Raw genomic sequence first — 26,998 nt, 5'->3', positions numbered from 1 at the left:
CGTGCTCAGCCCGCCCCGGGCAGCATCCCCGGCCCGAACACCTCGTAGGCGATCCGCTCCACCGGCACCCCCCGACGCAGCAGGCCGCCGCGGACCCGGTTCATGAACGGCAGCGGACCGCACAGGTGCACGTGCGCGTCGGGGGAGAGCGGGATCAGCTCCGGATCGATCCGGCCCCGGGTGACCTCGGCCGGCAGCGCCGGGGCGTCGTCGCCGGTGATCTCCTCGTACCACAGCCGCAGCCGCAGCCGGGGCAGCCGGGAGTGCAACTCGACCAGGTCGGCCCGGTGGGCGTGGGCGGCACCGTCCCGGTCGGCGTGGGCCAGCACCACCGGCCGGTCCGGCGCGGTCGCCGCCAGGTGGGCCAGCGCCGACATTGCCGGGGTGAGCCCGATCCCGGCGCTGACCAGCACCAGCGGCCCCTGGCCGGCCACCGCGCTCACCTCGCCGAAGGGCGGGCTCAGCCGCAGGACGTCGCCGGGGCCGACGTGGTCGTGCAGGAAACCGGAGACCAGCCCGTCCGGGGCACCGGCCGTGCCGCGTACCCGCTTGACGGTGATCCGCCAGTGGTCGGCGGCGGGACGGTCGGAGAGGCTGTACTGCCGGATCTGCCGGCCGCGCCCGCCGTCGAGGTCCACCGCGACCGAGACGTACTGGCCGGGGACGAAGCCCGGCACCGGGCCGCCGTCGACCGGGACGAGGGTGACCGAGACGACGTCGGTGGCCTGCGGCGTCACCCCGGTGACCCGCCAGTCGCGCCAGACCACCCCGCCGTGGGGCAGCCCGGTGGCCGCGTACAGCCGGGCCTCCCGGGCCACCAGCTCGCAGGCCATCAGCCAGTACACCTCGTCCCAGGCGGCGGCCACCTGCGGGGTGACCGCCGCCCCCAGCACCTCGCCGATGGCGGCCATCAGGTGCCTGCCCACCAGCGGGTACTGTCCGGCGGTGATGCCCAGCGAGGCGTGCTTGTGCGCGATGCGCTCCAGCACGGCCGTCCACCCGGTCGCGGCCTCGCCGGTCAGGTGCCCGGCGTACGCGACGACCGAGGCGGCGAGCGCCGCCTGCTGCCGGCCGGTCGCCTGGTTGCCCCGGTTGAACAGGTTCAGCAGTTCCGGATGGGCGGCGAACATCCGGGCGTAGAACCGGCCGGTGATCCGGTCGGCATGGGCCCGGACCACGGGCAGGGTGGCGGTGACGACGGCGGCTGACGACTCCGAGAGCACGGCTCCTCCTCCAGATGGGTACCGGAGACCACTCAAACAGGAATCTGAAACTCCTCTTAGGGTCGAAAGTCCCGGGCCCGTCGGCGTGCCGGTCACCGCCGCCCGGCCCCTGTCCGTCGCCAGGGGTGCTGGCTAGGGTCGGGACCGTGAAGCTCAACCTGTCGACGGACATGGCCCTGCGGATCGCCATGCTCACCGCCCCCGCGTCGACCCGCACCACCGTCGACGAGTTGGCCGAGCGGCTGGACCTGCCCCGCAGCCACGTGGCCAAGGTGGTCCAGCGGCTCCAGCGCATCGGGGTGCTGTTCACCGTCCGGGGCCGCTCCGGCGGGGTGGCGTTCGCCGAGGGGGCCGAGCGGATCACCGTCGGCCGCGTCGTGCGCGCCTTCGAGGGGGAGGGGGAGGTGGTCTCCTGCGAGGAGACCGGCTGCGCCCTGCGTGCCGGCTGCCGTCTGCGGGTCCAGCTCCGCCGCGCCCAGGCCGCATTCCTCGCCGTACTCGACGAGATGCCGCTGGGGGAACTGGCCGGCGGCCCGGCGGCGGCCCTGCTGCTGACCCCCGCGCCCGGCCCGGCCGTGGCCCGCACCCCGGCGACGCCCTGAACGCAGGCGGCGGGCGCGGACCGGTCGGCCGGTGGGGCGACCCGGACGGTCACCCCACCGGCCGCCGGTTCAGCCGACCTGGACCGTCCCGTCCGGCGACCGGACGCAGGAGACCGTGCGGGCGCCGGTCGCCGCCGCGCCGGTGAGGCACCGAGCCAGCACCTGGTGCCCGGCCGCGCTGGGGTGCCAGGACTCCTGGCAGGTCTGGAAGTACGTCCCGCAGGTGTTCGCGATCCGCTGGATGTCCAGCTTGTCGTAGCCGGACAGGCTGGTCACGAAGACCCCCGAGGTGCCGTCCTGGAGCCGGATCGGGGTGGCCAGCGCGTTGCCGGGGCTGCCCGCCGACTCGCACAGCCGGGCGCCGTCGAAGGCCCGCTGCACGTTGAGGTAGACCAGGTCGGCGGCGGGGAACTCGGCGGCCAGCGTGTTGCGGACCGAACTGACCAGGGTGCCCAGGCCCTGCGAGAAGCGCTGGCCGGGGGCGAGACTGGCCCGGTGGATCGGGCAACCGGCGGCGTACCGCTCGGCCCCCAGGTCACGGAACTTGTCCCGGGTGTCGTCCCGGCTGTCCTCCTCCCAGTAGGTCGAGGCCAGCTCCGGCGGCAGCGGGTTGGTGTAGTCCTGGAAGACGATCCGGTGCTGGCCGTCGGCGTCGATCTGGTCCAGCGTGGTCAGGATCTGCCGGACCGCCGCGGTGGTCTCCGCCGTCGCGGCGGCGACCTGGGCGGAGGTGGCCAGGTCGGCGTCCGAGCAGGGCTCCTGCTCCACCGGCCCGCCGAGGTACGCCCAGAACTCCCACCATCCGGTCCAGGCATCGGCGATGAACCGGTTCGCGCACTTCTCGGCGACGCTGCCGAAGGTGAACGAGCTGTTGTTCGAGCCGAGGCCGACGAGCACCAGGTCGATGTCGTGGGTCTGCCCGACCGCGCGCAACTGGTCGAGCTGGGCGGCGACCTGACGGCCCTTGGCCCGGCTGGCCGAGGCGTTGGCGATGTCGTACGGCTGGCCGCCGGAGCAGGCCAGGTTGAACCGGTCGGCGATCCCCGGCAGGTCCGCCTTGAACAGCGAGGCGTTGGGTGATCGGTGGCAGAAGTAGGCGTTGCTGTTCGGTGCCGACCAGCCAGGGAACGGCTGGGCGACCCCGTTGACGTCGGTCACCGACGAGTACGCCCCGGCCCCCTCGCCGCTGATGAAGCTGTCGCCGAGGGCGACCGCGGCGGTGGGCAGGGCGGCGGTGGCCGGCGCGGGCGGGCCGGCGGCGACCGGCAGGGCGGCCGTGGCGACGGTGAGCAGCACCGCGAGGGCGCTACGGTGGAACCTGGACATGACGTCCCCCATCTGTCCATGGAAATGTGAAAGATCCTTCCGGGCCGGATCAGATCACTTGGCGAGATGGACGTCAATGCCTCTTAACACGATCGTCCAATGGCGGAAACGGTCGTTTCCGACCCGGCGCGCACCCCGCCCGGGAAGGCCCCGACGCCCGGCGGCGTTGTCGCCGTCGGACGCGCACCCGCCGTCCGACGTGGGGCTGCACGGCGCTGTCGGGGCGTACGGCTACGCTCGCTGCGGCACGCCGCGCGTGGAGATCGAGACGGTGAGCGGCACCACACCGCCGAGACCGGGGAGTACGACCAGTTGACCGCACAGCCTGAGACCTTCTACGGGGCAGACGACCTCACCCACCTGGAGGGCCTGGACGCCGTCCGCAAGCGTCCCGGCATGTACATCGGCTCCACCGACAGCCGTGGCGTGGGTCACCTCGTCAACGAGATCCTCGACAACTCCACCGACGAGGGTGTCGCCGGTCACGCCACCACGGTCGAGGTGATCCTGCACGCCGACGGCTCGGTGCAGGTCGACGACGACGGCCGGGGCATCCCCACCGACGTGCACGCCAAGTCCGGCATCTCCGGGGTCGAGCTGGTGCTCACCCGGCTGCACGCCGGCGGCAAGTTCGGCGGCTCCGGCTACAAGACCTCCGGCGGCCTGCACGGCGTGGGCGCGTCCGCGGTCAACGCGCTGTCCCGCCGGTTCGACGTGACCGTCCGGCGCGGCGGCAAGGTGCACGCGATGTCCTTCCGGCACGGCGTGCCCGGCGTCTTCGCCGGCGACGGCCCGGACGCCCCGTTCACCCCCGGCCCCGGCCTGCAGGTCGTCGGGTCGATGAAGCGGGGCCAGCGCACCGGTACCTCGATCCGCTACTGGCACGACGCCCGCTACTTCGAGACCGGCGCGCGCCTCGACGTCGAGGCCGTCCGGATGAAACTGCGCAACACCGCCTTCCTGGTCCCCGGGGTCGACTACCGGCTGCGCGACGAGACCGCCGAGGAGCCGGTCGAGGAGCGCTTCCACTACCCCAACGGGCTCACCGACATGGTCGAGTTCCTGGCGCCGGCCGGTGACCGGCCGGTCTCCGGCACCCTGCTGGTCACCGGCGAGGGGACGTACCGGGAGAACGCCGCCGACGCCAACGGCGTGATGCAGTCCAACGTGCAGCGCCGGGCCGAGGTCGAGATCGCCTTCCGCTGGGGCACCGGCTACGAGCGCACCGTCGAGTGCTTCACCAACACCATCCGCAACGCCCACGGCGGCACCCACCGTAAGGGCTTCGAGCGGGCGCTGACCCGGACCCTGGCCGACGCCGTCCGCAACACCCGGGGCCTGCTCAAGCCCAAGGAGGACCCGCCCACCCTGGACGACGTCCTGGAGGGGATGACGGCGGTGGTGCACGTGCGCATCCCCGAGCCGCAGTTCACCTCGCAGACGAAGGACGAGCTCTCCACCGCCGGCATCACCAAGGTGCTCCAGACCCTGGTCGAGCAGCACGTCAAGGCCTGGCTGGAGGACCGGCGCAGCAAGGCCGAGGCGCGCACGGTGCTCCAGAAGATCGTCGACGCGGCCCGGGTCCGGCTGACCCAGAAGCAGCAGAAGGACGCCGCCCGGCGCAAGACCGCCCTGGAGGGCGCGTCGATGCCCGCCAAACTGGTCGACTGCCGCGCCGCAGGCATCGATAGAAGTGAATTATTCATCGTGGAAGGCGACAGCGCCCTCGGCACAGGGCGACTTGCCCGTTCTGCCGAGTATCAGGCGCTTCTGCCGATTCGCGGCAAGATCCTCAACGTGCAGAAGGCCAACCTCCAGCAGGTGCTCGACAACGCCGAGTGCGCGGCGATCGTGCAGGTGCTCGGGGCCGGCTCGGGACGCACCTTCGACCTGTCCTCGTTGCGCTACGGCCGGGTGCTGATCATGGCGGACGCCGACGTGGACGGCGCGCACATCCGGACCCTGCTGATCACCCTGTTCGCCCGCTACATGCGACCGCTGATCGAGGCCGGTCGGCTCTACGCCGCGATGCCGCCCCTGCACAAGATCACCACGAAGGGGCGCAGCCCGCAGACCACCTACACCTACACCCAGGCCGAGATGGAGGCGACGGTCCGCAAGCTGGAGAAGGCCGGCAGGCAGATCGTCACCCCGATCCCGCGCTTCAAGGGTCTCGGTGAGATGGACGCCGACGAGTTGTGGGAGACCACGATGAACCCGGCCACCCGGGCGGTCCGCCGGATCACCCTCGACGACGTCGACGCCGCCGAGCGCATCCTCGAACTGCTGATGGGCGAGAAGGTCGAGCCGCGCCGCAACTGGCTGATCGACTCCTCCGACCGGGTCGACCGCGACGCGATCGACGCATGAGCACCGTGGCCGCCGTACACCGGGAAGAGAGCTGAACGATGGCACGCCGTAAGGACGACCGCGCCAAGGTGGACCTGTCCGCCTTCGACCAGGCCGGCGCGCGGGTCTTCGACAACCCGCTGGTCACCGAGGTGTCCGACTCCTACCTGGAGTACGCCTTCTCGGTCATCCACTCCCGTGCCCTGCCCGACGCCCGCGACGGCCTCAAGCCGGTGCACCGGCGCATCCTGTGGTCCATGCACGAGCAGGGGCACCGCCCCGACCGGGGGCACGTGAAGTCCGCCCGGATCGTCGGGGACGTGATGGGCAAGTACCATCCGCACGGCGACACGGCGATCTACGACGCGATGGTCCGGCTCGCCCAGGACTTCTCGCTGAACACCCCGCTCATCGACGGGCATGGAAATTTTGGTAGCCCGGACGATGGACCGGCCGCGGCGCGTTACACCGAGGCCCGGCTCTCCCGGGAGGCGATGCTGCTGGTCGGGGAGCTGGGCGAGGACACCGTCGACGTCGAGCCCAACTACGACGGCTCGCTGACCCAGCCGACCGTGCTGCCGGCGGCCTTCCCTAACCTGCTGGTCAACGGGGCGTCCGGGATCGCGGTCGGGATGGCGACCAACATGATCCCGCACCACCTCGGCGAGGTGGTCTCCGCCGCCCGCTGGCTGATCAACCATCCGGACGCCGACCTCGACAAGCTGATGGAGTTCGTCCCCGGTCCCGACCTGCCCACCGGTGGCCTGCTGCTCGGCTTGGACGAGGTGCGCCGGGCCTACGAGACCGGGCGCGGTGTGGTGCGGATGCGCGGCCGGGTGGAGATCGGCCCGTTGGAGGGCAGCCGGGGTCGGCAGGCGATCACCGTGGTCGAGTTGCCGTACGGCGTCGGCGCGGAGAAGGTCATCGCGGCGATCACCAACGAGGTGACCAAGACCAAGCGGCTCACCGGCATCGCCGACGTCAAGGACCTCACCGACCGGGAGAGCGGCACCCGGCTGGTCGTCGAGTGCAAGGTCGGGGTCAACCCGCAGGCACTGCTGGCCGACCTCTACCGGCTGACCCCGCTGGAGCAGTCCTTCGGCATCAACAACCTGGTGCTTGTCGACGGCCAGCCGCGCACCCTCGGGCTGAAGGCGCTGCTGGAGGTGTTCCTGGCCCACCGCTACGAGGTGGTGACCCGGCGCAGCGCGTACCGGCGGCGCAAGCGCGAGGAGCGGTTGCACCTGGTCGACGGCCTGCTGATCGCCCTGCTCGACATCGACCGGGTGGTCAAGCTGATCCGGGCCAGCGAGGACGCCCAGGCCGCGAAGGACGGCCTGATGCAGCGGTTCAAGCTCTCCGAGATCCAGGCCACCTACATCCTGGACACCCCGCTGCGCCGGTTGACGAAGTACGACCGGATCGAGCTGGAGGCCGAGCAGGAAAAACTGCGTGGGGAGATCGCCGCGCTGTCGAAGATCCTCGACGACCCGAAGGTGCTCCGGAAGGTCGTCTCCGACGAGTTGGCCGCCGTGGTGAAGCAGTTCGCCGGGTCGCGGCGGACCACCCTGGTCGACGGGGACCTCAAGGAGGTGCTGGCCGCGTCGGTGCCGGCCGGGCCGCTGGAGGTGGCCGACGACCCGTGTCAGGTGATCCTCTCGGCGACCGGGCTGGTCGCCCGCACCGCGGCCGAGTCGGAGGAGGCGTCCGAGGGGCGTCGGCGCAACGGCCGGGTCAAGCACGACACGGTACGCGCGGTCGTGCACACCACGGCCCGGGGTCGGGTGCTCCTGGTCACCAGCGCCGGTCGGGCCTTCAAGGTCGACGTGTTGCCGCTGCCGGTGCTGCCCGAGCAGGCCGGCACGGTGTCGCTGCGGGGCGGGATGGCCGCCGCCGAGCTGGTCCCGCTGGCGGCGGGGGAGACGGTGATCGGGCTGGCCCCGCTCGGCCCGACCGCGCAGGGCTCCCCGGGCCTGGCGGTGGGCACCCGGCAGGGTGTGGTGAAGGTGTGCACGCCGGAGTGGCCGGTGCGCTCCGACGAGTTCGAGGTGATCTCGCTGCGGTCGGGCGACGAGGTGGTGGGGGCCACCTGGCTCGACGACGGCAGCGAGACGTTGGCCTTCGTGACCAGTGAGGCGTCCCTGCTGCGGTTCGCGGCGTCCGTGGTCCGCCCGCAGGGGCTCAAGGGCGGCGGGATGGCCGGGGTCAGCCTGCCGGCGGGCGCCCGGGTGGTGTTCTTCGGCGCGGTCCGCACCGACGATGCCGTGCACGGGGAACCGATGGTGGTCACCTCGACGGGGGCGACGGTCAAGGTGACGCCGTTCGCGTCGTACCCGGCGAAGGGCAGGGCGACCGGCGGGGTGCGGGCACAGCGGTTCCTCAAGGGTGAGACGGACCTGGTGGTGGCCTGGATCGGCGCGCGGCCGGTGGGCGCGACGGCGACCGGTGACCCGGTGGAGCTGCCGCCGGCCGATCCGCGCCGGGACGGGTCCGGCTTCGCCGTCATGCTCGGCCCGACCGTCGTCGGGCACCTCATCGAACGCGACTGACGACGGGCCGCCCCGTCGGCTGTCAGGCGACGTCGACGGGGCGGAACTGGACGCTGACCCGGGGGCCGACCGGGCGGGTGGTCTTGGGCACGGCGTGCTCCCAGGTGCGCTGGCAGGACCCGCCCATGACCACCAGGTCGCCGTGGCCGAGCGGGAAGCGCAGGGTGTCGCCGCCGCCCCGGGGGCGCAGCAGCAGCGGGCGGGGCGCGCCGAACGACACGATCGCCACCATCGTGTCGGTGTGCGCGGAACGGCCGAGGGTGTCGCCGTGCCAGGCGACGCTGTCCCGTCCGTCGCGGTAGAGGCACATGCCGGCGGTGACGAACGGCTCGCCCAGCTCGGCGGCGTAGTGCCGGCTCAGTGCCGTGCGGGCGGCGGTGAGCAGTGGGTGCGGCAGCGGGCGGTCGGGGCCGTACCAGCAGAGCAGGCGGGGGACGTCGACCTGCGTGTCGTACATGGTGCGGCGTTCGGCCCGCCAGGGGACGTCGGTGCGCAGGGTGTCGAGGACCGCGTCGGAGCCGTGCACCCAGCCGGGCAGGTGGTCGACCCAGGCGCCCCGGGTGAGCATCCGGCGGCGCAGCCCGGTCAGCGGGGTCAGCGTCGGGCCGGTGTCGGTGAGGTCGAGCATCGACGGTTGGTAGGCGGCCTGCGGCATACCCGGCACCCTATCAGGGATTTAGTACACCCGTACGATCGGCGATCCGGGTGAGGACGGCCTCGGCGACCCGTTGCCGGCCGCGCCCGTCGACGGTGGCCCAGGCGCGGGCGGCCAGCGCCGCTCGCCGCCGGGGGGAGGCCAGCAGGGTGCGCAGGGTGCGGGCCGCGTCCGCCCGTGCGGCCCGGCCCGCCAACCCCGGTGCCGCCAGTTCCGGCAGCTCGCCGAGGCCGGCGGCGAGCCCGTGCGCCACCACCCGCCGGTACGCGTCGCGCTGGTTGTCCACCACGCAGACCAGGGCGGCGGGCGCACCGAGACAGCACAGCTCCCAGGTGGAGGTGCCGGCGGCGCTGACCACCAGGTCGGCCGCGCCGATCAGCGCGGGCAGGGCGTCGGTCGGCGCGACGAGGTGCAGCGACTGCCCCCGCCCGGTGCCGACCCGCGACAGCTCGGCCTCGATCTCGGGGCGGGCGACGACCACGGTCAACGCCATCGGATGACCGGTGCCGAGCAGCACCCGGGTCAGCACCGGGGCCGCGCCGACCGCGTCGGTGCCGCCGAAGAAGGCGAGCACCCGGGGGCGGGGTGCCGGGTTGGCCGGCGGCGGGGTGGCCGGCCGGGCGGCGGTCACCGTGTCGCGCAGCAGCGCGTACCGGACGCCGGCCAGCAGTCGCCCGTCGCCGGGTGCGCCGGCGGTGGGCTGCCCCTCGGGGGTGTCCGCGCCGAAGTTCTGGTCCAGGTAGAGGTCGGCGTCCTGACCCCGGGTGTCGCCGTCGACGACGGCCAGGGTGACCACGCCGGCCGCCCGCAGCGCCCCCGCGCCCGCCGGGTCCAGCTCGTACGAGTCGAGCACGAGCGCGTCGAGGGTGTGCGTACGGGCCGCCTCGACCAGCCCGGCGGGGGTGTCCGGGCCGGGGTGGACCGGGATGCCGCACGTGGCCAGGTGGGCGGCGGCCCAGCCGACCCGGTCCACCGTGCCGAACAGTTCGACCCGGGCGCCCCGGGCCAGGAACTCCCCGCCCAGGGCCAGGCACCGCACCAGGTGCCCGACGCCGGTGTGCGGTCCGGCGTCGCAGCGCAGCCCGATCCGTGGTGGGTTCAGGACTCCTCCAGCCGCTTCTGGCGTACCGAGGAGTTGAGGGTACGCAGGTCGGGCCGCCCGTCGAGCCAGTCGGCGAGTTTCGCCAGCGGCACGCTGACGTCGCCGAAGTGGTCGACGACGGCGCTGACCAGCGCCCAGTCCCGGTCGGTGTCGAGGGTGAGCCGCAGCGCCGACCGGTCCGGGGTGAGGGTCACCCCGAGCACCCGGAACAGCTCCGGATGGGCGTACGCGAAGGAGGTGACGTGCACCCGGTGGTGGTCGGCGGCGAGCCGGTCCAGGGTACGCAGCGCGTCCGCCCGGATGATCTCCACGTCCAGCCCCCGGGGCAGGGTACGGGCGATCGAGGTGCTGGCGTAGTCGAGCCCGGGGACGGCCCGGTAGACCGACGCCACCAGGGTGACGATCTCCGGGTCGAGCAGCGGGCAGTCGGCGGTGAACCGCATGACGGCGTCGCCGGGGTGGGCGTCGAGCGCGCCGACGAACCGGCTCAGCACGTCGTCGACCGGCCCCCGGTGCACGGGCACGTCGAGCCGTGCGCACTCGGCGACCACCGCGTCGTCGACGGGGTCGACGCTGGTGGCGACCACCAGGTCGGCGAGGACCCCGCTGTCCCGGGCGGCCCGGACCACCCGGCCGAGCACGGTGCGTCCGGCCAGCGAACGCAGCACCTTGCCGGGTAGCCGCGACGACCCCATCCGGGCCTGCACGATCCCGACGATCCGCAGGTCGGAGCCGGTCGGTACGACCGCGTCCGGTCCGGCGGGGCCGGCGTGACCGGGCCGGCCCGTCGCCGGTGTACCGGTGCCACCGGGCCGGCCCGGCGGCGGGGTGGCCGGGGCGGTCACTGCTGCTCCTGCGGCGGCTTGGGGCCGAGCGCCTCGCGGGCCCGCCGCTTGGCCGCCCGCGCACCCCGCTTGGCCAGCCGGGCCGGGGTTATGGCCAGCCGGCCCACCCGGTAGCTGAGCGAGCCGCTGAGCAGGTTGATCGTGGCGTCGGCGCGGCGCAGCGCCCGTTCCCGCGAGGTGAGCAGTTCCTCGGTCCACTTCAGCAGGGCGGCGAGCCGGGTCAGCTCCTCCCGCTGACGTACCCAGGCCTCCCGCATCTGCTGGTAGCTGCGCGGCCCGGCGGGCGGGTCGGTGGGGGTGACCGCGCGCAGCTCGGTGGCGAGCGTCCCCCGCCCGTCGGCGTCCAGCCCACGCAGGGCGGCGGCGACCGCCGCCTCGGTCCCCACGGCCGTGTCGACGGTGGCCCGGTCCAGGTCGTGGCCGGCGACGCCGCCGAGGACCACGGCCAACCCGGCGACGTCCAGGGTGGACGGCCACGGGTGGGCGTAGCCGCCGGTGAGCAGGGTGACCGCGAACCGCCACAGCCCCCGGGCCAGCGCCACCTCGAGGGCCAGCGGCTCGCTGGCCTGCCAGCTCGGGTCCAGCACCGCGAAGGTGTCCCCCTCGACGACCACGGTGTCCGGGTCGGCGAGCGCGACCGCCCCGGTGAGCCGCCCGTCCGGGTCGGCCTGCCCGGCGAGCCACCCCGCGTAGCCGCGCAGCAGCCGGCGCAGGGTGTCCAGGTCGCGGCGCAGGCAGCCGTCGAGCAGCACGGTGCGCAGCAGCCGTCCCGGCGGTACCGGCCCGGTGAGCGCGGCCGGGTCCCGGTGGGCGGCCTCCCGGCTGGCGAAGGGCGCCGGCCGGGTCCGGTCGGCCCCGCCGCCGGAGACCGACCAGTGCCAGCCGTCCGCCCGGTCGGACACCTCGACCACCCCCACGCCGGGCGGGCCGGTCTGCACCAGCACCACCGGCAGCGCCGGACCTGTCGACGTGTCGTGGCCGGGGCGGCGGGCCAGCGTCAGCCAGCCGGGGGCCAGCGCCGCGCCGAGCCCGGCGTGCAGCGCGTCGACCACCAGCCGGGCCGGGTCCTGGAGCACCGGGCCGGCGGCGAACCCGCCCGCGCAGGCACCGTGCAGCACCGCGTCGAGCAGCCCCGAGCTGGGCCGCCGCTCCAGCGCGTCGGTGGCGACCAGGGCCGTCGGGGCACCCGGACCGGGGTACGCGGCGTAGCCGGCGTCGGCGGTCAGCCCCGCCTCGGCGAGTCGGGCCCGCAACTGCTCCCGGTTGGCCGGGCGGCCCGCGTCGAGCACCCCGCCGATGCTCCACGCCGCGTCGCCCCGGTCGGCGTACCAGGGGGTGGGGGAGACCAGCCGGGACACCCCCAGCGGGTTGTCCAGGCGCAGCAGCAGGGTGCCGCCGGGGCGCAGGGCGGCGGCCAGCCGGGCCAGCACCCCCGTCCAGCCCAACCGGGCGCCCTCGACCGACTCGACGGCGTCCAGCCCGGCCCCGGCCACCACCACGTCGAACGTGTCGGCCGGGTCGAGCCCGGTCGGGCCGCCGACGATCACCCGGGCGGCCCGGTCGGCCAGGGCCACCGCGTCCGGGTGGCTGCGCAGCAGGCAGGTCACCTCGGCGTGGGCGAGGCGGTCGAGCAGCGCCGGGTCGTGCGGCCCGGCCAGCAGCACCCGTGCCCCGGCCGGTACGACCCGGGCGGCCAGCGCGCCCAGCGGGCCACCGTCGGCCAGCCGCTGCTCCGGCAGGTCGGACCAGGCCAGCATCTCCCCGCCGGGCAGGACGACGGGGGCGGTGGTTCCAGTGGTCAACTCGTTCCTCCTGCGGGATGCGCCCAGCCGAGCAGTTCACGCAGCTCGGCGGGGGTGCAGCGGTGGTCGGTGCCCAGCTCGGCGCGGGCGATCCCGACGGCGGTCGGCAGGTCCACCGACTCGCCGTGCAGCTGCGGCCACTGCCGGCGGATGCGGGCGGTGCCGCCGAAGGTGGGGTCCTCCTTGGCCAGGATCATCGGGTCGCCGTAGACGGCCGGTTCACAGCCGGCGGCGATGCCGTAGAAGATGGCGCTGGTCAGCCGGTTGGACGCCACCCGGGCGTGCCGGCGCAGCTCGGTGAGCTGCTTGTCGAGGAACAGCGGGTCGGTGTCGCGCCACCAGTGCCCCCGGTAGCCGTGGCAGATCACCCGGAAGCCGGCGTTCTCGTAGAGCCGGCGGACCCGGCGCATGCCGTACTCGTGCCAGTAGAGGCAGACGGTGACCGGGCCGGGTTCGGTGTCCCTGATCCGGGCGATCAGCTCCCGGTGGTCGCCCTTGACGTGCTGGCCCTCCCAGCCGTGGAACGGGTACCAGATGGTGCCCTCCCGGGCGGCCGGCGGCGGGTCGTCGCGGCGTAGGTCGAGCAGGTAGGCGAAGGGCGCGCCGATGACCACCACGTTGCGCCGCCCCACCGACCAGGCCCGCCGCCGGGTCTGCTCCGACCAGAGCAGGCTGGGGGTGCGTTCGGCGTACGGGTGGCCGGGGGCGAGCCCGTCGCCGATGTTCCAGCCGTGCTGGACGTACCCGTTGATCCGGGGTGGGTGGCCGTCGCCCAACCCGCAGTAGCGGGCCAGCACGTGGGCGTGGCCGTAGAAGTGGTTCGCGTGGTGCATCGGTTCCCCCGGTCAGGCGGCGGTGGGCGCGGTGACGCCGCGCAGCGCCGCGCCGAGCGCGTCGATCACCCGGTCCTGGTCGGTGTCGGTGAGACCCGGGTACAGCGGCAGCGAGAGCTGCTGGGCGTAGAACGCCTCGGCCACCGGGCAGGAACCGCGCTGGTAGCCCAGGTCGGCGAAGGCCGGGTGCCAGTGCACCGGCAGGTAGTTGACCTGCACACCGATGCCGGCGGCGCGCATCCGGTCGTACACCTCGCGGCGGCGGCCGTCGAGGATCCGGACCGGGTAGAGGTGCCAGGCGGGGGCGGCCCAGGACCGGCGGGTCGGGGTGAGTACCCCGTCCAGGTCGGCCAGCGCCTCGTCGTAGCGGGCCACCAGCCGGGCACGGGCGGCGAGGAAGTCACCGAGCCGGCGTAGCTGGCTGCGGCCCAGCGCGCAGAGCACGTCCGGCAGCCGGTAGTTCAGCCCGAACTCGTGCACCTCCTGGTGCCAGCCGCCCTCGTCCGGGGCGCGCAGCTCGTCGCGCTCCCGGACCAGCCCGATGTTGCGGAACCGGCGGGCCCGCCTGAGCAGTCGCGGGTCGGTCGTGGCGACCGCGCCGCCCTCGGCGGTGGTGAGGTTCTTGGTGGGGAAGAACGAGAAGGTGGTCAGGTCGGCCAGCGACCCGACCGGCCGGCCGCGGTAGGTGGCCCCGATCGAGTGCGCCGCGTCGGCCAGTAGCAGCGCGTCGGAGCCGGCCAGGGCGGCGCGCAGGGCGTCGTAGTCGGCCGGGTGGCCGGCGTAGTCGACGGCCGCGACGACCCTCGTCCGGGCGGTGGTCGCGGCGGCGGCCGCCGCCGGGTCCAGGGTGAACGTCTCCTCCTCGACGTCGGCGAAGACGATCCGCGCGCCGAGGGCGACCGCACTGCTGGCGGTCGCCACGAACGTCATCGGCGGCACCACCACCTCGTCGCCGGGTCCCACCCCGGCCGCCGCGTAGGCCACGTGCAGGGCGGCCGTGCCGTTGGCGACGGCGGCGCAGCCGGCCCCGCCGGTCCAGCCCGCGAGGTCCGCCTCGAACGCGTCGACCTGCGGGCCGGTGGTGAGCCAGTCGCTGCGCAGGGTGGCGACCACGGCGGCGACGTCGTCGTCGGTCACCGACTGCCGGCCGTACGGGAGCATCGCCGTCATGCGGCGATGCCGAGCATGTCGCGCAGCTGGGGGACGGTCAACCACTCGTCGTTGCCGTCGGACTGGTAGGCGAACCCGTCCGGCACCGGCTCGCAGTCGACAGGCGGCCGGTAACCCCAGGTGGCGATCGTCGGCTGGACGATGAACCGGTCCTTCGCGCGCAGCGTCCGGCGGCTGTCGTCCGGGGCGATCATCTCCTCGTGCAGCTTCTCGCCCGGCCGGATGCCGATCTCGTGGGTGGTGGCGTCCGGGGCGACCGCCTCGACCAGGTCGAGGATGCGCATGCTGGGGATGCGCGGCACGAACAGCTCACCGCCCTGCATCTGGTCGAAGCTGTCCAGCACGAACTGCACGGCCTGGTCCAGGGTGATCCAGAACCTGGTCATCCGCTTGTCGGTGATCGGCAGGCTCCTGCCCTCGGCGGCGAGCCGGCGGAACAACGGCACCACCGAGCCCCGGCTGCCGACAACGTTGCCGTAGCGGACCACGGCGAACCGGGTGGGGTGCTGGGCGGCGTAGTGGTTGGCCGAGACGAACAGCTTGTCGCCGACGAGCTTGGTCGCGCCGTACAGGTTGATCGGGCTGGACGCCTTGTCGGTGGAGAGCGCGATCACCTTCCGGACGCCGGCCTCGATGGCCGCGTCGACCACGTGCTGCGAGCCGGTGATGTTGGTGGCGATGAACTCCGACGGGTTGTACTCGGCGGTGTCCACCTGCTTGAGGGCGGCGGCGTGCACCACGTGGTCCACCCCGTGCATGGCCCGGGTGAGCCGGTGCCGGTCCCGGATGTCCCCGATGAACCAGCGCAGCCGGGGGTCGTCGCCGAGTTGCTGGCGCAGCTCGTACTGCTTGAGTTCGTCGCGGGAGAACACCACCACCCGGGCCGGGTCGGCCACGTCGAGGACGTGCCGGAGGAACGTCTTCCCGAAGGACCCCGTCCCGCCGGTGACCAGAATGGAGGACCCGTTCAACTCACTCAAGGTGGTGCTCCCCAGCTCGTGGTTGCGCCGCCGGCTCGGGCCAGGCGACCGGACGGACGCTAACCAGGTCGGGTTAACGCACCGACGCCCCCGGGTTAACCGCCCACGCTGGTCGTGTGAATGCCGGCCCCCCGGCGGGCGAACACTTGCCGACCCGACCGCTGCCGGCTGACCAGCGGGTACGCCGCTGACTACAGTGGCCCGGCGCGGCCGGTGGGCATCCTGCCGCAGGCACATCCGACACCCACGGCCGGGTTTCGCCCCCACCGGCCCGGCCTGCGGGCCGGTGCCGTCGCGCACCCCGCGCGGGCCGACGGGGTTACCCCGACGAGGCAGGAGACGACGCATGGTGGCCGTCACCGAGGTGGGAAACCGGGTCGCCGACCCGGCCGGGCAGCCGGCTCGCCGACTCCGGCGACTGGTGCCGGCGCTGCTGGTGGTGGGCTGGCTGCTGGGCGTCGGCTGGCGGATGTGGCTGTCCCGGCACGTGCCGCTGCCCATCGCCCACACCGACGAGGACAGCTACCTGCACACCGCCCGCGCGCTGGCCGGCGGGCCGGGTGGCTTCAGCAGCGAGAACGGGCCGTTGCGTCGGGTCGGTTACCCGTTGCTGATCTCCCCGGCGTTCCTCGGGGAGCGGGACTTCGCCGACAGCTACCGACTGGTGCAGTTGGTCAACGCGGCGGTGAACGCGACGGTGCTGCCGCTTGCGTACCTGCTGCTGCGCCGCGTGGTGCCGGTGGGCAGGGCGGTCGCCCTGGCCGCCGCCGTGGCCGCGGCCACCCTGCCGGCGACGGTGTTCTACGCCGGGGTGGCGATGATCGACGCGGTGCTCGCGCCGCTGGTGCTGGCCTGGCTGCTGGCCGTGCACCGCTGGGTGCGCCGGCCCGGCGCGCTGGCCGCCGCCACCGCCGGCGCCCTGGTCGGGGCGTTCCACCTGCTGCACTCCCGGGGTCTGGTGATCGTGGGTGTGCACGCCGGCCTGGTGCTGCTGCTGTTCCTGCGGCGACGGGTCGGCCCGGCGCAGGTGCTCGCGGCGGTGCTGCCGGTGCTGGTGCTGGCGCTGCTCAACGAGGCGGTCATCCGGCTGCTCGGTGACCGGGTCTACCTGCTGGGTGACCCGCCCGGCGACGGCACCGTCCGGGCGGTCGCCTCCGGGCCGGGGCTGCTGCGGGTCGGCGCGGCGGTCGCCACCCAGCTCTGGTACCTGGTGGTCATCACGTTCGGGCTGGCCGGTGTCGCCTGGGCCGGGGCCGTCCGCCTCCTGCTGCGTCGTCCCACCCCCGCCGCCTCCCCGGACCCCGCCGCCGGCCCGGCGGACGAGGTCGGGGCGACCCGGTGGACGGTCGGGGTGGCGCTGGTGACCAGCGTGGGGGTGGCGGCCGGCGCGTCGGTGATCCTGGCCGGCATCACCGGCAAACCGCTGGACGCCATCTACGGCCGGTACGTGCAGATGCTCGCCCCGTTCTGGCTGCTGTTCGGGGTGGGGACGCTGGTGACGGCGACGCCCCGGCAGCGGTGGCGGCGGGCGGCGGTCGCGGTGGGCCTGCTGCTGGCCGGCGCGACCCTGATCGCCGCCCGGCTGGCCTGGGTCGCCAGCCGGGGACACGAGCTGCGCTACGGCGGGTTCGGTGCCCCGGACCTGATGGCGCTCACGGGTGGCTGGCGGGAGTTCCGGCCGTTCACCGGGGCCGCCGTGGGGATCGCCGGCTGCCTGCTGCTGGTCGCCGGCCTGCGGCTGCGCCGGTGGCGGCTGCCGGTGCTCGCCGCGCTGGTGGTGGTGAACCTCGGCACCATGCAGGTGATCACCGACCGGCTGGTCCGACCGCTGGTCGCGGCGACCGCGCCCACCCCCCGGGTGGCCGACCTCGGGGTACGCCCCGGCGACCGGGTCTGGGCGTCGCTCGGCGTGCAGTGGGTGCTCCGGTTCAACCTCAGCCACCAGGTCACCTGGGCCGACGTGCGGTGGTTCGGGGACGACCCGCCGGCCGACGCCGACGTGGTGTTCGTGAGGTGGGCACCCGGCGAGCCGGACGACTGGGACGGCACCCGGTACGGCTTCGTCCGCCTCGGCGGCAACCCTGAGCAGCGCTGGGCCGCCTGGCGGCGTGGCTGAATCCATCGCCGCGCCGCCCTGGACCGCCCCGCCGATCGCAATTCGGTTAACGGAGGATTGCCGGCCGGTGAATGGTCGCCGGACAATCGCCGAAATTAACGGCGGCGACGGTTCTCCCGGCTCAGGGAAATGGGGACGACGGTGATTTCCCGGCCGTCGTGCGTCTCCCGTCGACCGGTGCCCTCGACGAACCGGAACCGTCGGTTCATCTGTCGTACGACCGTGTTGTCCGCCAGCACCTCGCCGTCGAGCCGGTCCAGCGCGAGCACGTCGAAGGCGTGGTCCACCGCCGCCCGCATCACGCCCAGCCACGCGGGCAGCGTCGCCCCCCGCTCGGCCAACCCGTCGGCGTCCAGGTAGAAACCCCAGGAAGCGGTGCGTTGCGGCCCGTCCTGGCGCAGGTCGAAGAAGGTCACCACGCCGGCCGGCCGGTCGTCGTGCAGATAGATCAGCACCTGCCGGGTCGGGTCGGTGCGCACCCGCGACCACCACGCCGCGTGCTCGGCGGGGGTGATCTCGTGACTGGTCTTGCTGACCTGCCGGTTGGTTTCCTGATTACGCCAGGACAACATCAGGTTAACGTCGTCCGTGGTGGCCTCGCGCAGCACCCGTACCCCTTTGTATTCATCTGGTGGACCCCTGCGGACCCTACCCGGGTAAAGCGGCCGGATAATTGTCGGGCTGTACACTCCGGCGCATGAACGAATTGAGTCGCGCGCAGATTCGCGACCTCATGGCGCAGGTGGTGCGCAACCAGGGCCGGGTGCTGCCCGCCGACGACGCCACCGACCTGCGGGAGATCGGCTTCCGGTCGCTGGACTTCTCGGAGCTGGCCCTGCGGGTCGAGGACGCCACCGGCGAGGAGTTGAACTTCGACGCCCCCGGCCTGCGCCGGATCGCCACCGTCGGCGACGTCCTCGACTTCCTCGCCGAACTCCAGCGGCAGTGACCGTCGCGACCTCGCCGGCCGGGCTGGACAACCGGGTCGTCGTCGCCGGGGTGGCCAGGAGCTGGCGGGACCTGCCCGCCCCGGTGCTGCCGTCCCCCGGCGTGGTCCTCGCCGCCGGGGCCGCCGACGCGCTCGCCGTCGCCCGGCGGCACGCCGTCGACGGCACCGAACTGCTGCTCGCCGCCCCCACCCGGGTCGACGCGACGATGCGGGACGAGCTGCGCGCCGCCGGGTTCGCCGTCACCGTGCTCGCCGCCGGGGTGCCGCAGACCGTGCCGCCGGCCGTCCCCCGGGCACCCGAGGCGGGTCGGCTCTGGCTGCTCACCTCCGGGTCGACCGGGCGGCCCAAGCGGGTCGGGCACAGCCTCGACTCGTTGACCACCGTGCGGTCGGCGCAGCCGGAACGGACCTGGCTCTGCCCGTACGCCCCCGGCAGCTACGCCTGGTGGCAGGTGGTCACCCTGTCGCTGACCCAGCCCGGCCAGCACCTGGTGGTGGTCGACCCCGACGAGTTGGACGACTGGCCGGCGATCGCCGCCGCGCACGGCGTCGACGCCGTCTCCGGCACCCCCACCTTCTGGCGGCGCACCCTGCACCGCGACCCGCAGGCGCTGGCCCGGGTGCCGCTGCGCCAGCTCACCCTCGGCGGCGAACCGGTCGACCAGGCCGTCCTGGACCGGCTCCGGGCGCTCTTCCCGACCGCGCGGATCTCCTGGATCTACGCCTCCTCCGAGGTCGGCGCGTCGATCGTGGTGCACGACGGGCGGGCCGGGTTCCCGGTCGGCTGGCTCGACCGGGTCACCCCGGGCCGACCCACCCTCTCCCTGCGCGACGACGAACTGGTGATCACCTCCCCGCACCACGGGGTCGGACTCGACGGGCCGGTCCGCACCGGTGACCGCGCCCAGGTGGTCGACGACCGGGTGGTGATCACCGGCCGGCTGGACTCCGACGAGATCAACGTCGGCGGCAGCAAGGTCTCCGCCGGGCTGGTCCGCGACGTGCTCACCGCCCATCCCGGGGTGGCCTGGGCGCGGGTCACCGGCCGCCGCGCGCCGGTGCTCGGCCGGATGGTGGTCGCCGAGGTCGTCCCCACCACCGCGCCCGGCGACGCCGGGGCCCCGCCCGACGAGGGCGCGCTGGTGCGCTGGTGCGCCGACCGGCTCCCCGAGTACGCGGTGCCCCGCCGTATCCGGCTACTGACCGAGATCCCCGTCAAGGAGACCCTGAAGAGCGATGTCTGACTCGCCGCCCGTTCCCGCCAGCACCGTGGTCCTCGTCTCCGGCGGATCCCGGGGGCTGGGCCTGGCCATCGTCACCGACCTGCTCGACGCCGGCCTCACCGTGGCCGCGTTCGCCCGTACCATCACCCCCGAACTGGAGAAGCTGGCCGACGCGCACCCCGACCGGGTGCACGTCGGGGCGGTGGACGTCACCGACCTCGCGGCGGCCCAGCGGTTCCTCCGCGAGGTCGAGGCGCGGTTCGGCCCGGTCGACGGCCTGGTCAACAACGCCGCCGTCGGGCAGGACTCGATGCACACGCACACCGCCACCGCCGACATCGCCCGGATCGTCGAGACCAACCTGACCGCCCCGTTGCAGCTCACCCGCATGGTGGCCCGGCGGATGCTCGGCCAGGGGCGGCGCGGGCGGATCGTCAACGTCACCTCGATCTGCGCACAGCGCGGTTTCCCCGGCCTGGTCGCGTACTCGGCCACCAAGGGCGGCATGGACGCGGCGACCCGCTCGCTGGCCCGCGAGCTGGGCGGGCGGATGCTGGTCAACGCCGTCGCGCCGGGCTTCTTCGCCTCGGAGATGTCCGCCGTGCTGGGCAGCACCCAGCTCGACCAGATCGTCCGTCGCACCCCCACCGGTCACCTGACCGAACCGGCCGAGGTGGTCCCGGTGGTGCGGATGTTGCTGTGCGCGCACACCAACATCAACGGCCAGGTCATCGTGGTCGACGGTGCCGCCTCGATCTGACCCCACCCGCCGGCCCGGTGGGGTGCAGGCCGGCGACGGTCGGCTCGGCGGGGTTCCGACCGGCGGTGACCGTCGCGGGGTCGTGCCGGACGGGGCGGGTGGCGGTGAGGTGGGCGGGGAGCCCGGGCGTACGGGTCACCCGGCGGGGACGGGCGGGGACGCGGGGATACGGCCGGTGCCGGCGCTGCTGGGGGCGGCCGAACGGCATCTGCGGGTCGGCACCCCCACCGAGCTGCGGGACGCGGTGACCCGAAGTCACCTCGACGACGGGCGCTGCGTCGGCTGGTACGGGCCGACCGCGCCGGGCTGGCGGGTGGCGATCGATGCCGAACGGGCTGCCGCCGAGGTTCCGCCCGCGTTGGCCGCGCGGTTCGGGCCGGTCGACTTCTGGGCCCGCTGGACCAGGGCGGAGAGCCTCTGCAAGCTGGCCGAGGTGCCGGTGGCGGCCTGGTGGCGGCGGCACGGTCTGTCCGTGCCACCGCACGCAGGTGCGGTCTGGCGCACCCTGCGCCTGGCCGACCTGGTGATCACGGTCGCCTTCGCCCCCTGAGTGTCACCCCACCCCGTGCTGCCCCGCCCCAACATGATCAGATTGCAATTTCGGCGACTTTCCCCGGCGTGTCGTGTTCTCTTTCGTTATTGGATCATGGGGCGGGGGGCGCGGGGTCAGATGAGGTCCCAGCTCAGTGGGGTGCCCCGGGGGACGTCGGTGGTGAAGGTGCGGCCGAGGACCCGGTCGATCTCCACCGGGGGCAGGCCGCCGGCCGGGCGGATCGAGCGGACGTTCGCGGCGGTCACCTCGTCGCCGGCCCGGACGTCGGCCACCACGAACAGGGAACGGCGGAACCGCAGCCCCTCCCGCTCGGCCGGGGTCGGCCCGACGGCGGTGCCGCCCAGCGCCGCGTGCGCCCGCGCCGACTCCACTACCAGGGCGGCCAGCTCGTCGGGGTGCAGCGAGAAGTCGGAGTCGACCCCGCCGTCGCCCCGGTCGAGGGTGACGTGCTTCTCGATGAAGCAGGCGCCCAGCGCCACCGAGGCCACCGGCACCCCGATGCCGGGCGTGTGGTCGGACAGGCCGACCGGCACCCCGAACGCGTCGGCCAGCACCGGGATCCGGCGCAGGTTGCTGTCGGCCGGCGGGGCCGGGTAGGCGGCGGTGCAGGCCAGCAGCACGATGCCGCCGGCCCCGCCGTCGCGGGCGGTGCGCACCGCGGCGTCGATCTCGGCGAGCGTGGCCATGCCGGTGGAGATGACCAGCGGCTTGCCGGTGCCCGCGACCAGCCGGATCAGCGGCAGGTCGACCAGCTCCGACGAGGCGATCTTGTACGCCGGGACGTCCAGCCCCTCCAGCAGCTCCACCGCCGACGGGTCGAACGGAGACGAGAACACGGTCAGCCCCCGCTCCCGGGCCCGTTCGAAGATCGGCCCGTGCCACTCGTACGGGGTGTGGGCCCGCTCGTAGAGCCGGTAGAGGTTCTGCCCGCCCCACAGCTCGTGCCCGCCGGAGATCCGGAACGCCGGGGTGTCCACGTCGATGGTGATGGTGTCCGGCCGGTACGTCTGCAACTTCAGCGCGTGCGCCCCGCTGGCCGCCACCGCGTCCACGATCGAAAGCGCCCGGCCCAGGTCGCCGTTGTGGTTGCCGGACATCTCCGCCACCACGAACGGCTGCTCCCCGGCCCCCACCAGGTGCGGCCCGATCTTCACTGTCGTCATTCCAAGACCCCTGTTCCCTGTGCTCGTTGCTCGTACCCCGGCCGCCGTCCCCCCGACGGTGGGCCGGCCGGTCACCGGCTGCCGCGACCCGCCAGCGCGTCGCGGTCGGCGGTGCAGTCGTGGGCCGGCCCGACGACCGTCGGCGCCGGTTGCGGCGTGGCGACCGGGCGGCGCAGCCACCCCGCCAGCCGGTGCGCGTGGCGCAGCACCGCGTACGCGAGGTAGGCGTCCCGGCCGACCAGCCGGTGCTTGAGCCCGGCCACCCCGCCCGGCCGGCGGTAGCCGCCCGGCGGCAGGTGCCGGCGGTAGTGGGCGGCGACCCGGCGGAAGAACTCCCGGCGCAGGTGCGGGTGCAGCCGGCCGTCGTTGCCGACCACCACCAGCATGTGGTTGACCATCAGGGCGAACAGCTCGCCGCGCAGCCGCTCGTCCGGGTACCGGCGGGCGACCCAGTCGAACAGCCGGTCGTACTGGTCGAAGGCGTCGAAGTGCCGACCGCTGCGGGTAGAGGTGATCGCGCCCTGCCGGCCCTGCCGGTACAGGTAGCAGACCCGGTCCAGCACCGAGATCCGCTCCGCGCCGATGAGCAGCGGGTTGCTGAACGGGATGTCCTCGTACCAGCCGGGGTGGAAGCGCAGCTCCAACGCGTTCAGGTAGGCCCGGCGGACCACCTTGTTCCACGCGGTGTGCTGCACCCGCAGCAGCCCGGGTCGGTCGGCCAGCCGGACCACCCCGGGGATGCCGCGCAGCAGGTGACTGCTCGCGTCCACCTCCCGCCGGCCGTCCTCGCTCACCCGCAGGTGGTCGAGCATCAGCACGTCGGGGCGGTGCGCCCGGAGCCGGTCCAGCACCGCCGGGACCGTGCCAGCGGGCAGCCAGTCGTCGCTGTCGACGAACCAGACGTACTCGCCGGTCGCCACGTCCAGGCCGGCGTTGCGGGCCGGCCCCAACCCGACGTTGCGGGTCAGGTGCACCGTGCGTACGCCCGGATGCTCTGCCGCGTACGCGCGCAGCAGTTCCCCGCACCGGTCCGGCGAGGCGTCGTCGACGGCGACGATCTCGACCGCGCCCGTCGCGTCGGCCGGCACGTCCGTGCGCACCGAGTCCAGGCACTGGTGCAGGTACGCCTCCACCCCGTGGACCGGGACGACGACGCTGAGCAGCGGGGTGGGCGCGGGCTGGATGACCACCCCGCCACCCTGGTGCACGGGTATGGACGGCCACGGAACGTGACGTATCCGGTGGAGATGGAGCTGCTGAACAGCGGCCGAGCGGCAGGTTAACGGCTCAGCATCCGCCGTACCGGTGCGGGGACCGCGCGCCGTACCCGGGCCCGCAGCCGCTGCTCACGCAGCTCCCGCACGTCGTCGCCGAGCGCCGCGTTGCGGTCGCGTAGCCATTGGATGCGGGCCAGTAGCTCCTCGGGTGAACTGGCCGAGGCGGGCCGGACCGCCGGCGGGAACACCGTCTCGCGGACCTGCGCGTCGAAGCGGGCCGCGCTGTCGCCGTCGTCGAACGCGTTGCCCAGGTCGTGCCGGGCGAGGAAGGCGCGCATCACCTCGTAGCGGGCCCGGTGCCCGGTGTTCAGGCCGGTGTAGTCGGCCTCGGCGTAGAGCTGGGCGGCGTCCACGTCGGCCGGCACGTCCGGCATCAGCTTGTGCGGGATGTCGAAGTAGCGGGCCAGCTCCAGGGTGCGCGAGTCGTGCGCGAACAGGTAGCCGGGGGTGCCGGCGACCAGGGCGGTGATGGTGCCGTGGATACGGGTGCCGAAGGCGAAGTCGAACCCGGCGAGGTAGTCCATCCAGGTCCACGGGTCGAGGAACATCCGCACCTTGTCCTGCGTGAACAGCGGGTGCGAGGTGTGGATCGGGATGGCGCTGGTCTTGCCCCGGTCCTGCGGGGCGTCGCCGTAGAGCAGGGTGCCCAGCGTCTTGAGGTCCTGCGGGAGGTAGCGCAGGTTCGGGTAGCGGGCCTGGTGCGAGGCGATGATCTTCGCCATCGACTTGACGTACGGGGAGACGGTCAGCGCCACCCGGGCGTCGGTGGTCAGGGCCGGCGCGGACTTCTCCACCCGGAGCTGGTCGCCGTGCAGGAACATCGACGGGCAGCCGATCACGTCGACGGCGGAGAAGCCCAGCGTGTTCAGGTACTGCGCGGTGATCTCCCCGCGTACGCCGATGCTCGGCCCCCGCTCCAGCGCCGCCCGGACGAACCGGCTGACCACGTCGTCGATCGGACGCAGGTACTCCCGGTCGCCGTGGATGTCGGTCTGCACGCCCACCCCGAACACCACCACCGGGATGCGCAGCCGCTCGACCAGCTTCGTCATCAGCTCGATGCGGTGGGCGTAGCTGCGCCGGAACGCGTTGGCCAGCGGGATGACGTACACGTCGTACTGCTCGTTGATCCGGTCGGCGTCGCGCAGGTCGACCTTGAACTCGGTCGACGTGATCCGCGCGGTGGAGGTGCGCAGCAGCTTGTGGGCGGCGTGGCTGAAGACCAGGTTGCCGTTGTTCTCCCCGATCCAGTTCCCCTCGTACGCCTCCTCCGGGCCGCGTACGTCGAACGGGTCCTTCTTCGCCCGCATCAGGATCCGTTGGTGCACCACTTCGCTCCGTTCCTCGTTCGCCGGGAGCCTCCGCCGGCCGCCGACCTGACCCACGGGTACGCCGACACCGACAGGTCCCGCGATGTTAGGTCAGTGGAGGGATTTCGTACACCTTCCGCACATCCGCACCACCCCGGTCCGTCGCCGGTACCGGGGTGTGCCGGTAGGGTGCCCCGGGTGACCAGCGTGCCCACCACCGCGTCCCCGGCGCTGAACCGGCTCCCGTCGCTGACCGGGCTGCGCTGGATCGCCGCCATGCTGGTCTTCGGCTACCACGTCGGCACCATGCGGATCGTCACCCAGCCCGACGCCAAGGCGGTGGTCGACTGGCTGTTCACCCTGGGCCTGTCCGGGGTGCAGTTCTTCTTCATCCTCAGTGGCTTCGTGCTGGTCTGGTCGGCCCGCGACGGCGACCGGCGGCGGGACTTCTGGCGTCGCCGGCTCGCCAAGATCTATCCCAACCACGTGCTGACCTGGGCGGCGGCGCTGCTGGTGATGTGGTGGTTCGCCGACCCGGTGGTGCCCCGTGCCGCCCTGGAGAACCTCTTCCTCGTCCAGGCGTGGGACCCCACCCCCGGCTACTTCTACAGCATCAACAACGTGAGCTGGTCGCTGTCCTGCGAGCTGTTCTTCTACCTCTGCCTGCCGCTGGCGCTGCCGGCGATCCGGCGGGCCCGGTCCGGCCTGCTCTGGGCCGTGGTGGTGGCGGTGCCGCTGGTGATCCTGGCGCTGTGGCCCGGCCAGCAACTGCTGCCCGAGGGCACCAACTGGTGGTTCACCCAGGTCTTCCCGCTGGTCCGCTCCACCGAGTTCTGGCTGGGTGTCGCCGCCGCCGAGCTGCTGCGCCGTGGGCACTGGCGGGGCCCCGGGCTGCCCCTGGCCAGCGTGCTCTTCGTGGTCGTCTGGGTGGCGGCGCACTGGATCCCGGCCGAGATGTGGGCGGCGCTGCTGTCGGTGGCGTACATCCTGGTCATCCCGGCGGCGGCCCGCGCTGACGTGCAGGGTCGCTGGTCGCCGTGGCGGCACCGCACCCTGATCTGGCTCGGTGAGGTGTCGTTCGCCTTCTACCTGGTGCACGTGCTGGTGATGATGACCGTGCTGCGGCTCACCGGGCACTGGGGTGTCGGGTTGCCCGGCTGGTCGGGGCCGCTGGCCGTGCTCGGCTTCCTGGTGGTGAACCTGGCGCTGGCCGCCGCGCTGCACCGCTTCGTGGAGACCCCGATGATGCGCCGCCTGGCCCCCCGCCGCCGCACCACCCCGGCCACCTCCGCCGCTGCTCCTGACGTCGCCGCCGGTGCTTCCGGTGCCGGTGCTCCGGGTGCCGGCGGGCCGGCCGTCGTGCCGGGGCCGAGGGGTGCCGACGGCGGGCCGCGCGACGGCCGCCCGGTCGAGTACGCGGGACCGCGCGACCCGCACTGACCCGGCCCTGTTCCCGGCGCGTCCGGCTCTGCGCCTTGCGCGTCCCGCCCTGCTCGCTGCCGCCCGCCCTGCTCGCTGCCGTGCTCGGCGGCGGTGCCGGGCTCGGCGGCGGTGCCGGGTGTGGCGCGGGTGGTGGCGGTGCTCGCTCCACGGTGGATGTCGGGCCGGTGTCTGTCGCCCGCCGGGTGTGACCGGTTGCCATACGCGACCGGCGCGGCGACACGCCCGGCGGTGCTGCGGGTCGGTGACCCCTTCGGTAGCGTGGTCACGTGTTCCCGGTCGCGCCCACCAGTCCCCTGTGGTGGGTCGCGCGCGGGATGTCCCGGCTGCTCGCCGGCCTCGCCGTCGCACTCGCGTTCGCCGCCGCCGGCCCCGCACTGTTCGACCCGGCCCCGGGTGCCCTGTCGGCCGACGCGGCGCACTCCTTCCCCGCCGCCGTCGCCCTCGACACCCCGTTCGGCCGGGGCGACGGCATCCGCTCCGACGACCGGGGGACCGGGCGGGTCGACGTGGTGGCGACCGACCGGGTCGACGCCGGAGTGTCCGCCGTGCCGGCCGGCGCGGCCCGGGAGCTTCCGGCCGCCACCCTGGTGACACCGACCGGCCGGGTGCCCGCCGCCGCCGGGCCCCGGGCACCCCCGGCCGGCTGACCCCGCTCCACCCGGAGTCACCCGCCAGCCACCACCACGACCTCGTCCCCGTACCGCCCCGGGCGGGCGTTGCCCGCAACGGTCCCGCCCCGGTACGGCCCCGACCCGCCACATCCGTCCG

At 73.9% G+C, this 26,998-nt stretch carries 23 protein-coding genes; 10 read left to right on the top strand and 13 right to left on the bottom strand.

All coding sequences use genetic code 11. The features are described from left to right. Positions 1-5: 5 nt before the first annotated feature. Complete coding sequence (locus tag ACN260_RS19875; protein ID WP_422752519.1) at positions 6-1,223, bottom strand: globin domain-containing protein; 1,218 nt, start codon at positions 1,221-1,223, stop codon at positions 6-8. Positions 1,224-1,369: 146 nt separating this feature from the next. On the opposite strand from ACN260_RS19875, the gene ACN260_RS19870 reads away from it, so the two are divergent. After that, positions 1,370-1,825 carry an RrF2 family transcriptional regulator gene (locus ACN260_RS19870; RefSeq protein WP_422752518.1) on the top strand — a complete coding sequence of 152 codons (456 nt, stop codon included), beginning with the start codon at positions 1,370-1,372 and terminating at the stop codon, positions 1,823-1,825. A 69-nt stretch (positions 1,826-1,894) separates the two neighbouring features. Here ACN260_RS19870 and ACN260_RS19865 read toward each other — a convergent pair whose 3' ends face one another. Continuing rightward, a complete protein-coding gene (locus tag ACN260_RS19865; RefSeq protein ID WP_422756765.1) occupies positions 1,895-3,151 on the bottom strand; it encodes a hypothetical protein in 1,257 nt (418 codons plus the stop codon). Between the two features lie 312 nt (positions 3,152-3,463). Between ACN260_RS19865 and ACN260_RS19860 the strand changes: the two genes are divergently transcribed. After that, a complete protein-coding gene (locus ACN260_RS19860) occupies positions 3,464-5,521 on the top strand; it encodes a DNA gyrase/topoisomerase IV subunit B (RefSeq protein ID WP_422752517.1) in 2,058 nt (685 codons plus the stop codon). A 38-nt stretch (positions 5,522-5,559) separates the two neighbouring features. Beyond that, positions 5,560-8,049 (top strand): DNA gyrase/topoisomerase IV subunit A, encoded by a 2,490-nt coding sequence (locus ACN260_RS19855; protein ID WP_422752516.1) that lies wholly within the window; start codon positions 5,560-5,562, stop codon positions 8,047-8,049. A 22-nt stretch (positions 8,050-8,071) separates the two neighbouring features. Here ACN260_RS19855 and ACN260_RS19850 read toward each other — a convergent pair whose 3' ends face one another. The 7 genes from ACN260_RS19850 to pseB form a co-directional block, all read right to left on the bottom strand. Next, a complete protein-coding gene (locus ACN260_RS19850) occupies positions 8,072-8,704 on the bottom strand; it encodes an alpha-ketoglutarate-dependent dioxygenase AlkB (protein ID WP_422752515.1) in 633 nt (210 codons plus the stop codon). A 13-nt stretch (positions 8,705-8,717) separates the two neighbouring features. Next, complete coding sequence (locus ACN260_RS19845; RefSeq protein ID WP_422756764.1) at positions 8,718-9,806, bottom strand: PseG/SpsG family protein; 1,089 nt, start codon at positions 9,804-9,806, stop codon at positions 8,718-8,720. After that, a complete protein-coding gene (locus ACN260_RS19840) occupies positions 9,803-10,531 on the bottom strand; it encodes a cytidylyltransferase domain-containing protein (RefSeq protein WP_422756763.1) in 729 nt (242 codons plus the stop codon). The genes ACN260_RS19845 and ACN260_RS19840 overlap by 4 nt, the downstream gene beginning before the upstream one ends. A 116-nt stretch (positions 10,532-10,647) precedes the next feature. Continuing rightward, on the bottom strand, positions 10,648-12,453 hold the full coding sequence (locus tag ACN260_RS19835; protein WP_422752514.1) for a class I SAM-dependent methyltransferase: 1,806 nt from the start codon (positions 12,451-12,453) through the stop codon (positions 10,648-10,650). Beyond that, a complete protein-coding gene (locus ACN260_RS19830; protein WP_422752513.1) occupies positions 12,450-13,286 on the bottom strand; it encodes a hypothetical protein in 837 nt (278 codons plus the stop codon). The genes ACN260_RS19835 and ACN260_RS19830 overlap by 4 nt, the downstream gene beginning before the upstream one ends. A 12-nt stretch (positions 13,287-13,298) precedes the next feature. Further along, entirely contained in the window at positions 13,299-14,456 is a 1,158-nt protein-coding gene (locus tag ACN260_RS19825) for a DegT/DnrJ/EryC1/StrS family aminotransferase (RefSeq protein ID WP_422752512.1), read from the bottom strand. Next, the gene (gene pseB / locus ACN260_RS19820) at positions 14,453-15,436 is read right to left on the bottom strand and encodes a UDP-N-acetylglucosamine 4,6-dehydratase (inverting) (RefSeq protein ID WP_422752511.1); all 984 of its coding nucleotides are present in this window, start codon (positions 15,434-15,436) and stop codon (positions 14,453-14,455) included. Before pseB ends, ACN260_RS19825 begins: the two co-directional genes overlap by 4 nt. A gap of 346 nt (positions 15,437-15,782) precedes the next feature. On the opposite strand from pseB, the gene ACN260_RS19815 reads away from it, so the two are divergent. After that, positions 15,783-17,552 carry a hypothetical protein gene (locus ACN260_RS19815; RefSeq protein ID WP_422752510.1) on the top strand — a complete coding sequence of 590 codons (1,770 nt, stop codon included), beginning with the start codon at positions 15,783-15,785 and terminating at the stop codon, positions 17,550-17,552. Between the two features lie 95 nt (positions 17,553-17,647). On the opposite strand, the gene ACN260_RS19810 is transcribed toward ACN260_RS19815, so the two are convergent. Continuing rightward, positions 17,648-18,160 (bottom strand): GNAT family N-acetyltransferase, encoded by a 513-nt coding sequence (locus ACN260_RS19810; protein WP_422752509.1) that lies wholly within the window; start codon positions 18,158-18,160, stop codon positions 17,648-17,650. 89 nt (positions 18,161-18,249) lie between these two features. Between ACN260_RS19810 and ACN260_RS19805 the strand changes: the two genes are divergently transcribed. The 4 genes from ACN260_RS19805 to ACN260_RS19790 are packed head-to-tail and all read left to right on the top strand — an operon-like array spanning position 18,250 to position 21,034. Continuing rightward, complete coding sequence (locus ACN260_RS19805) at positions 18,250-18,501, top strand: phosphopantetheine-binding protein (RefSeq protein WP_422752508.1); 252 nt, start codon at positions 18,250-18,252, stop codon at positions 18,499-18,501. Then, positions 18,498-19,745, top strand: coding sequence for an AMP-binding protein (locus tag ACN260_RS19800; protein ID WP_422752507.1), 1,248 nt, complete (start codon positions 18,498-18,500; stop codon positions 19,743-19,745). Before ACN260_RS19805 ends, ACN260_RS19800 begins: the two co-directional genes overlap by 4 nt. Next, complete coding sequence (locus ACN260_RS19795; protein WP_422752506.1) at positions 19,738-20,484, top strand: SDR family NAD(P)-dependent oxidoreductase; 747 nt, start codon at positions 19,738-19,740, stop codon at positions 20,482-20,484. The genes ACN260_RS19800 and ACN260_RS19795 overlap by 8 nt, the downstream gene beginning before the upstream one ends. Beyond that, positions 20,468-21,034 (top strand): hypothetical protein, encoded by a 567-nt coding sequence (locus tag ACN260_RS19790; protein ID WP_422756887.1) that lies wholly within the window; start codon positions 20,468-20,470, stop codon positions 21,032-21,034. The genes ACN260_RS19795 and ACN260_RS19790 overlap by 17 nt, the downstream gene beginning before the upstream one ends. Before the next feature lie 116 nt (positions 21,035-21,150). Here ACN260_RS19790 and pseI read toward each other — a convergent pair whose 3' ends face one another. The 3 genes from pseI to ACN260_RS19775 form a co-directional block, all read right to left on the bottom strand. Continuing rightward, on the bottom strand, positions 21,151-22,200 hold the full coding sequence (gene pseI, locus ACN260_RS19785; RefSeq protein ID WP_422752505.1) for a pseudaminic acid synthase: 1,050 nt from the start codon (positions 22,198-22,200) through the stop codon (positions 21,151-21,153). Between the two features lie 71 nt (positions 22,201-22,271). Then, positions 22,272-23,390, bottom strand: coding sequence for a glycosyltransferase family 2 protein (locus ACN260_RS19780; RefSeq protein WP_422752504.1), 1,119 nt, complete (start codon positions 23,388-23,390; stop codon positions 22,272-22,274). A gap of 89 nt (positions 23,391-23,479) precedes the next feature. Continuing rightward, entirely contained in the window at positions 23,480-24,805 is a 1,326-nt protein-coding gene (locus tag ACN260_RS19775) for a polysaccharide pyruvyl transferase family protein (protein WP_422752503.1), read from the bottom strand. A 180-nt stretch (positions 24,806-24,985) separates the two neighbouring features. On the opposite strand from ACN260_RS19775, the gene ACN260_RS19770 reads away from it, so the two are divergent. Continuing rightward, the gene (locus tag ACN260_RS19770; protein WP_422752502.1) at positions 24,986-26,227 is read left to right on the top strand and encodes an acyltransferase family protein; all 1,242 of its coding nucleotides are present in this window, start codon (positions 24,986-24,988) and stop codon (positions 26,225-26,227) included. A 269-nt stretch (positions 26,228-26,496) separates the two neighbouring features. Then, a complete protein-coding gene (locus ACN260_RS19765; protein WP_422752501.1) occupies positions 26,497-26,877 on the top strand; it encodes a hypothetical protein in 381 nt (126 codons plus the stop codon). The last annotated feature ends 121 nt before the right edge of the window (positions 26,878-26,998 follow it).

The sequence above is a fragment of the Micromonospora sp. WMMD708 genome (genome assembly GCF_049315245.1).
Taxonomy (GTDB): domain Bacteria; phylum Actinomycetota; class Actinomycetes; order Mycobacteriales; family Micromonosporaceae; genus Micromonospora; species Micromonospora wenchangensis.
Note: the sequence above shows the minus strand (reverse complement) of the source record. Positions and strands in the feature narration are given on the sequence as shown.

Excerpts from the sequence above, each read along its gene's own strand:
- ACN260_RS19830 (WP_422752513.1), bottom strand. The coding sequence starts at position 13,286 with ATGCACCACGCGAACCACTTCTACGGCCACGCCCACGTGCTGGCCCGC.
- ACN260_RS19855 (WP_422752516.1), top strand. The coding sequence starts at position 5,560 with ATGGCACGCCGTAAGGACGACCGCGCCAAGGTGGACCTGTCCGCCTTC.
- ACN260_RS19865 (WP_422756765.1), bottom strand. The coding sequence starts at position 3,151 with ATGTCCAGGTTCCACCGTAGCGCCCTCGCGGTGCTGCTCACCGTCGCC.
- ACN260_RS19815 (WP_422752510.1), top strand. The coding sequence starts at position 15,783 with ATGGTGGCCGTCACCGAGGTGGGAAACCGGGTCGCCGACCCGGCCGGG.
- ACN260_RS19795 (WP_422752506.1), top strand. The coding sequence starts at position 19,738 with ATGTCTGACTCGCCGCCCGTTCCCGCCAGCACCGTGGTCCTCGTCTCC.
- ACN260_RS19850 (WP_422752515.1), bottom strand. The coding sequence starts at position 8,704 with ATGCCGCAGGCCGCCTACCAACCGTCGATGCTCGACCTCACCGACACC.
- ACN260_RS19825 (WP_422752512.1), bottom strand. The coding sequence starts at position 14,456 with ATGACGGCGATGCTCCCGTACGGCCGGCAGTCGGTGACCGACGACGAC.
- ACN260_RS19805 (WP_422752508.1), top strand. The coding sequence starts at position 18,250 with ATGAACGAATTGAGTCGCGCGCAGATTCGCGACCTCATGGCGCAGGTG.
- pseI (WP_422752505.1), bottom strand. The coding sequence starts at position 22,200 with ATGACGACAGTGAAGATCGGGCCGCACCTGGTGGGGGCCGGGGAGCAG.